At 62.4% G+C, this 7,106-nt stretch carries 4 protein-coding genes and 2 pseudogenes; 2 read left to right on the top strand and 4 right to left on the bottom strand.

The annotated features are described in order from the left end of the window. Window positions 1-227 (top strand): annotated as a pseudogene (locus MOV75_RS21645) (hypothetical protein); the annotation flags it as partial. After that, window positions 227-1,612 carry a chromate efflux transporter gene (gene chrA / locus MOV75_RS21640; protein WP_246930543.1) on the top strand — a complete coding sequence of 462 codons (1,386 nt, stop codon included), beginning with the start codon at window positions 227-229 and terminating at the stop codon, window positions 1,610-1,612. The pseudogene MOV75_RS21645 and the gene chrA, both read left to right, overlap by 1 nt. A gap of 345 nt (window positions 1,613-1,957) precedes the next feature. Here chrA and MOV75_RS21635 read toward each other — a convergent pair whose 3' ends face one another. From MOV75_RS21635 to MOV75_RS21620, 4 genes and pseudogenes are all read right to left on the bottom strand, one after another. Beyond that, window positions 1,958-3,802: a caspase family protein gene (locus tag MOV75_RS21635; RefSeq protein ID WP_246930545.1), complete on the bottom strand. Its 1,845-nt coding sequence runs from the start codon at window positions 3,800-3,802 to the stop codon at window positions 1,958-1,960. Window positions 3,803-4,050: 248 nt separating this feature from the next. Then, window positions 4,051-4,428: pseudogene (locus MOV75_RS21630) on the bottom strand (hypothetical protein); the annotation flags it as partial. Window positions 4,429-4,737: 309 nt separating this feature from the next. Then, window positions 4,738-5,694, bottom strand: a complete 957-nt coding sequence (locus MOV75_RS21625) for a c-type cytochrome (protein ID WP_247006569.1) — start codon at window positions 5,692-5,694, stop codon at window positions 4,738-4,740. Between the two features lie 1,208 nt (window positions 5,695-6,902). Beyond that, the coding region (locus MOV75_RS21620) for a GMC oxidoreductase (protein ID WP_247006568.1) at window positions 6,903-7,106 on the bottom strand (204 nt) is incomplete at its 5' end.

The raw sequence follows: 7,106 nt of genomic DNA, 5'->3' as shown, positions 1-7,106 counted from the left end.
GTGCTGACGAAGCCGTATCAGCGGCGCTAAAATCCAATGCTCCGATGGGTTACAACATCGAATACCGAACCGTCGGGATCGAGGATGGTGTCGGGCTGTCGCGGATGTATGACGACGACCTCGAACAGCTCGAGGCCGGCATGACGCTCTACGATGCCTTCTACCGCTGGTGCCGCGACGCCACCACCGAGACGCACAACTGGCCGACCAACAAGGTGAAGGCGTAATGGACACCCGTAACGTTCAAGCAGGAGCTGATGCCGGTCACGGCATCAGCTTCGGGGAAGCCTTTCGCGTCTGGCTCCGCGTTGCGTCCTTGAGCTTCGGCGGGCCCGCGGGCCAGATCGCGGTGATGCACCGCATCCTGGTCGAGGAGAAGAAATGGATCTCCGAGGGCCGCTTCCTGCATGCGCTGAACTATTGCATGCTGCTGCCGGGACCGGAGGCGCAGCAGCTCGCGACCTATGTCGGCTGGCTGATGCATCGCACCGCCGGCGGACTGATGGCGGGCGGGCTGTTCATCCTGCCCGGCGTCATCGCCATCATGGGCCTCAGCTACATCTACGCGGCTTTCGGCAATGTCAGTTTCGTCGAGGCGCTGTTCTTCGGGCTGAAGGCCGCCGTGCTCGCCATCGTCGTCGAGGCCGTGGTGCGCGTCGGCAAGCGCGCGCTGAAGAACCGCATCATGATCGCGCTCGCAGCCGCAGCCTTCGTCGCGATCTTCTTCTTCGCGGTCCCCTTCCCGATCATCATCATCGCCGCCGGCCTGATCGGCTATGCCGGCGCGCGCAGCGGCCGGCCGGAATTCGCACCAAGCGGCCACGGCCATGGCGACAGCAATGCGGTGATCGACAGCATGCTCGGCGAAGCCGTGCCCGAGCACGTGCAGCCCAATACGGCGCGCGCGATCCGCGTCGGTGCGCTGTGGCTGGCGCTCTGGCTGGTGCCGGTGATCGCGTTGCTCGCTGCCTTGGGTCAGGCCAACGTGTTCAGCCAGATCGCGCTGTTCTTCTCGAAGATGTCGCTGGTCACGTTCGGCGGCGCTTATGCCGTGCTGGCCTATGTCGCCCAGCAGGCGGTCGAGCATTATCACTGGCTGAAGCCGCACGAGATGCTCGACGGCCTCGGCATGGCCGAGACCACGCCGGGTCCCTTGATCATGGTGCTCCAGTTCGTGGGCTTCATGGCGGCCTACCGCGACCCCAGCGGCCTGTCGCCGATGCTGGCGGCTACCCTCGGCGGATTGCTCGCGACCTGGGTCACCTTCACGCCCTGCTTCCTCTGGATCTTCGTCGGCGCCCCCTATATCGAGCGCCTGCGCGGCAACACGGGATTGGCCGGCGCGCTCAGCGCGATCACTGCCGCGGTCGTCGGCGTGATCCTCAACCTCTCGATCTGGTTCGCGCTGCATACGCTGTTCCGCGAGACGGTGCCGGTGCACGCGTTTCCGCTGAACTTCGACAGGCCGGTGCTGACCAGCGTCGACATCCCCGCGCTGCTGCTGTCGATCGCGGCGGCGACCGCGATCTTCCGGTTCAAGCTGGGGATGCTGACGGTGCTGGCGGGGAGCTGCGCGGCGGGCGTGGCGTTGCGAGTGGCGGGGGTGATCTAGGGCTTAGCGCAATCGGTTCGTCGCGACCGGGTTGGACCGACAGGAGACGGTGCAGCCGACAGCGCATCATGACGGCTTTGGGCCACGAATGGACATTTGGTTTTGCGAGCGCACGGTTGTTATCTTGCAATGACATCCGCTCGCGTGGACCGCGGACAGCGATGTGACGTGCGACGTCTTGTGCAATGTCCCTTCCAGACGTGCCAAAAAGGAAATCGTATAGCTGGCCGCGCGGCGGATGGTCTGCCGAACGTGCCGCGCGGGGACTACTCCAACGTCGTGCCGAACTGAATTGCCTTGCCTAAAAAGCGTTACCATTTACCGCGCGCTGGAATGCGCGGAGAATCAGTTGCAGACCTCTTGGTTCGGGCCCCAGCTCCCGGGCCCGTGCTTGCCTTGTTGATAGACCTCAAGATGACAACCTGGGCGAACCGGCCTGCAGCCAGCACCGTTGCAGACCATTTGTCCGCTCCTTTGCGCTACGGGTTTGGTCGACTTCCCACCCTGCTGCCGGGCGTCTTCTCGTGTCGTCGGCTGGTCGCGCGTCGCAACGGGCTTTCTGCTATTCGTCTTCTCGCATTCATTCTCGGCATTGACGCGATAATCGGTACGGCAGTTGATCTTTACGCAGACTTCGCCATCCGGCTTGAAGCCGTGCTCGCAGACCAGCGGACAGACCCGACCGGGCTTGGCTTTGATGGCGTCCAGGACGTCGAAGGTCGCGAGCTTGGCTTCAAACTTTGTTCCAGCGTACTTGTTGAAGGTCAACAGCGACCGCTGGGACGACGCATTCCAGTCGCCGTCCGCAGCAGCGGATAGACATCCGACCCGACGTAGCTCGGACTGGATCAGCTTCGCTGTTTCCTGGGGGGATAGGCTTGGCTCTGCAGAGGTTGGCGCGATGGCAGCGACCTTCTGGTTGGCGCTTTCCTGCCCCTTCTCCGTTGGCAGCCTAGCTGCGAGTTCGGCTGCCGACTTGTCTTCGGCGATCTTATCAGCGAGTGCCTTATCGGCGCTCTGCTTGGCGGCGAGGGCCGTGGCGGCTGCCTCGGCGTCCTTCCTTCGCTGTTCGGCGGCGGCGGCTCTCGCCTCCTCGATCTGCTTGGCTCTCTCGGCGACAAGACGGGCATCCTCGGCGGCCTTGGCTGCGGCTGCCGCCTTCTCCTGCTCCGCCTTCTGGGCGCGAGACGCGGCGAGCCGCGTCTTTTCCTCTTCGGCTAGGCGAGCCTTCTCTGCTGCGGCAGCGCGGGTTTCCTCGGCAGCAATCTTCTTGAGCTGTACCTTCGCCAAATCTGCGTAGTAACCGTCCGGAAATGCTCTCAGAAACGCTTCCCATCCCTCGCGGTCGCCGGCCTGGAGCGCGAGTTCATAGTCCCTGCGAACGGCATCCAGTGTGCTTGCCTGCGGAGCCGTGACGACTGGCTTTGCCGGCACCAACGGCACGTCATTTCCACCGAGCGAGCCGTAAACGTAGGGCTCCTGCTTGTAGCCGGTGTTCTTGAGGACATCGTCGCGAACAAAGCCAAGAGCTTTGCGCAGGTCCAGCCCGGGGATCGGCAGACGCTCGACCAGCGCGGTCGCGAACGGGCTGTTTTTCCAGTCGCCATCTGAGGCGGTGGAGCCCGCTTTTGCGGCAAAGGCGATCATCGTGTTCGGACTAGCCGGCTCAACCTTGGCAAGGCCGCGACCAATCGCACGCGCCGCCACCGTGCGCTTCATGGTCTTGGCAAATGGGTTATCGCGGCAGGCATCGAGGATGACGAGACGGAGCTGCCTAGCCGGCTCGATGGCGAAGAGCACCCGATCCAGCGGAAAGGTCTCATCTAAAACGTCGGTGTCGGTCTCTAGCGCGGCGTCAGTGGGGATCAGATAGTTATTACCATCCAGCTCGATACCATGGCCAGCGTAGTAAATGACGGCGACATCGGAATCGCGCGCCTTAGCGCCAAACTCGCGAAGCGCCTTCCGCATGTCCACTACGGTTAGGTCGAGCTTGATATCAACAACGTCGAACCCGGCCTTACTGAACATGCCCCCGACCAAGGCGGCATCGTTCACGGGGTTGGCGAGCCTTGGTACACTCTTGTAGGTAGAGTTTCCGATCACTAGCGCGACCCGTCGCTCGGCATGTGCTGAGCCGCAAGCGAGCCAGATGAAAAGAAAAAATGAAAACCAGCGAAAAGCCTTCATCGGCGCCCCGAATATAAGCGCGCAGCCTAAGTGGAGTTCGGGGAAAAACAAGCCTGGCCTCTGTGACGTCTATCACACTGCATATCCTTCGGCCGCGCCCGCTCTGCGACGGACCGTCTGCAACGGGTCAAAGGCTGCCTTGGCCAGCTTGCACGGCTTGTTCGGGTCACCGTCAGGAAGCAGACCTCACCGCACCATAAGCTAAGGTCAGCGGCGGGCCACTTCCGGAATCATGCATCGCAGCAAACCTACTCTATTCGATTACTTCGTCGGCGCGAGCCAGGAGATAGGGCGGGATAGTAAGGCCGATGCTCTTTGCTGCTTTGAGATTGATCGCCAGCTCGAATCTGGTCGGCTGGACTGACAAGAAGCGCGGCATGCTTCCGGTTTCTGACTTCGCCGAAGACAGCAGCAATTTGCTCGTCCGTACTCGCCTTCAGGACGTGAATTTCTCGGCCAAGCGACTTGGCCGCAGCTTCGGCATCCGAAACCACTACATTCGCATTTGGATTCGTTGGATTTACCAGCATGGCGATTGTTCCGCCTCCTGGCGTCAATTCTGCCAACAACTCAAGTCGCTTGGCGGTGAGTTGCGGAGTGTACATGCTCACGCCGGTCGCATTTCCTCCCGGCCTGTTCTAACTGGAAATAACGCCAAGATGTACCGGGTCCATGGCAATCGCAAACACGATCGGAATCGTCTTAGTCGCTGCCGTTGTCGCCAAAACTCCGTTCGTACCAGTGACGGCGACGACCACTTGAACGCGGTCCCGAATGAGACCTGCAATCAATTCCGGAAAGCGATCATACTTTCCATCAGCGAAGCGGTACTCGAATGTCGCCGCTTCATTGGAACCCTCAAGGTGGTGAGAGCACGGTATTTCCGATCGAGGATAGATCAATGAGAAGCCAGCGGGATGAGCGTCGGCGCCACTTCATCGCTCCAGCGTGGCGAGATAGGCGGCGAGTGTCAAAAAATCTGCGTCGGTGAGCGCGTTGACGACGTCGATCATCGGCTTGCTATCCGGCCCAGCGCGGAAGCCGTGCCGGTATTCGTAGAGCTGACGGAAGATGTAGGTCGGCGAACGCCCGGCGATGCCCGGCACGACGTTCGTGCCGGTCAGTTTGTCGCCGTGGCAGGTGGCACAAGCGATCTCGGGCCTTGCGGCCAGCCCGCGGCCGGCAGCCACGCTGCCTGTCGGCACGTAGGCGGTAAAGCGAACGCGCGCGTCGCGGTTGACGAAGCGGCCGACGTCAGCCGGCGTCTCGATGATGCGCGTGCCGATCGGCTCGCGTTCATCGCCTTTGGTGACGAAGAACCAGCCGGCGACGGTAGGCTTCGGCACGGTCTCAGTCTCCACCACATCGACCAACTTCCTTGGCTTGATGGCGGCGAAATATTCTGCCGCCGCCTTAATCTCATCGTCGTTCGCCGCCTTCGCAAGCGAGATCATCCATGCTTGCGGAACGCGGTCGAGCAATGCCGTCGAGCGCTTGCCGCTCCTGTAGTCGTGCATCTGCTGAATAAAGTAAGCAACCGGCAGGCCAGCGATGTCGGCGTTCTCCGGACCGCCCGTGCCAGAGGCACGATGGCAGAAGCCGCAGGCGTAGACGTCAGGCTGGCGACCGCTCGCCACGACTGCCGGCATCGTCGGATGGTCACCTGGGTGCCAATCCGGCGCCAGGAAGCGATCGCGCGTTTGTGGGACTGTATAGCTCGCCGTGCTGTCGGGAACGTGGCGAGGTTGACCGTCATCCGGCGGCGGCTTGAAGTCGGGCGGGTTGTAAGTGTAGGCCCAAAACGGTGGCTTCTCGGTGACCTGCGCGTGCGCGCCCGCCGTACATACGAGAATTATGGTCAGTGCACCTGCCGCCCGAGCGGCCGCTCCCAATCGCACCATGTTCGTCTCCGGCTTATCTGCCCAGACGGAACAGGTAGATTAACCACGAATTCGCGCTGAAACAATTGGCTTTCGTGGCGATTCAGGCCGCAGTCTTGGGGTCCGGGTTGGGTCTCACAAGCGGCATCCCGTCGCTATCGCTCTTGGCCCAACGCCGACATTCAGGCGCTTGAGATGAAGGGCACCCCGATCAGCTATTTCAGACAGGCCGCTGCCCGTCGGGCAAAACAGCCCGGTCATTTCGATCACCCCGCCTGTCAAGCCCTCTCGCCGAAATATTCCACTTTACCGAAATTCGGATTTGACGTACACACTGATCACCCTGGCCCGAGACGAGGGGCGGATCGCGATCGTCACGAACCGCGGGCTGGGCAGCGATGGACGCGACGGCGTCGGGCGCAACGGGCATTGCAGGGCGGGACACCGTGAGCAATGGCCTTTCCGCGCATACGACCCGACGCTGACAGCGTCTTCGCATGGTTTCGGGGGCGAGCACACGCCACCTCCCGGATTCCCAGCGAGGACGTGCGCGGACGGAAAAGTCGTGTGGTCCCGACGCCCGGGGTCTGTGCGTCAAGTCTTGCGGTGATGTGGCGGCCGACCGGTCCGCGCATCGATATCCACAAGGCGACGGGGGCAATAGTGCAACGCTCCCCGAGGAGAGCACGAAGGACACCGTTAAAACCATTCGCGCAGGGAAGGCCGGGCGACCGGCACACCTGTGGTCCACCCCGTGTGCATTTCTATCGCGCACGGATCTCGGGTGCCGCCGGCGCCCGGCCTTCCCTGCGCCCTCGTCTTTTTCGAGGGCGTGCGAGACCCAAAACTCGGGCGAGACGCGCCGCGAGAAGGCGATCGTGTGTTTGCTATTTGAAATGTGCAATGGAGTGCGATGGCCTCGCCAATTGCTCCGTCATTGCGAGCGCAGCGAAGCAATCCAGACTGCACCCGCGGCGGGATTCTGGACTGCTTCGCTCCGCTCGCAATGACATGGTTGAAGGAGTGCGCTCCCATCCATCACCGTCACCCTGAGGTGGCCGCTTCTTCAGCGGCCCTCGAAGGGCGACGGCCCGGCTCTCGCTGCTAAGGTATCGAAGCATCCCGGCCGTACATCCTTCGAGGCTCTCGATGGCGCGCTGACGCGCCCCATCCCTCGTTCCTCAGGATGACGGGATAAGTGGAGTTTGACGCGGTAGAAACTACCGCATCATCATCCGCGCGATCGCTTCCCCGATCACCACCGTGGTGAAATGCGTGTTGGCGCGGCAGTCCGACGGCATGATCGAGGCGTCGGCGACGCGTAGGCCCGAGATGCCCTTCACCCCGCCGTCAGGGTTGACCACACCATCGGCATCGCCGGCGCCGCTCATGCGGCAGCTGCCGGCGGCGTGCTGGATGTCGCC

This window comes from Bradyrhizobium sp. PRIMUS42, assembly GCF_023006515.1.
GTDB lineage: Bacteria > Pseudomonadota > Alphaproteobacteria > Rhizobiales > Xanthobacteraceae > Bradyrhizobium.
The sequence above is the reverse complement of the archived record's forward strand: the minus strand, read 5'-3'. Positions and strand labels throughout refer to the sequence as shown.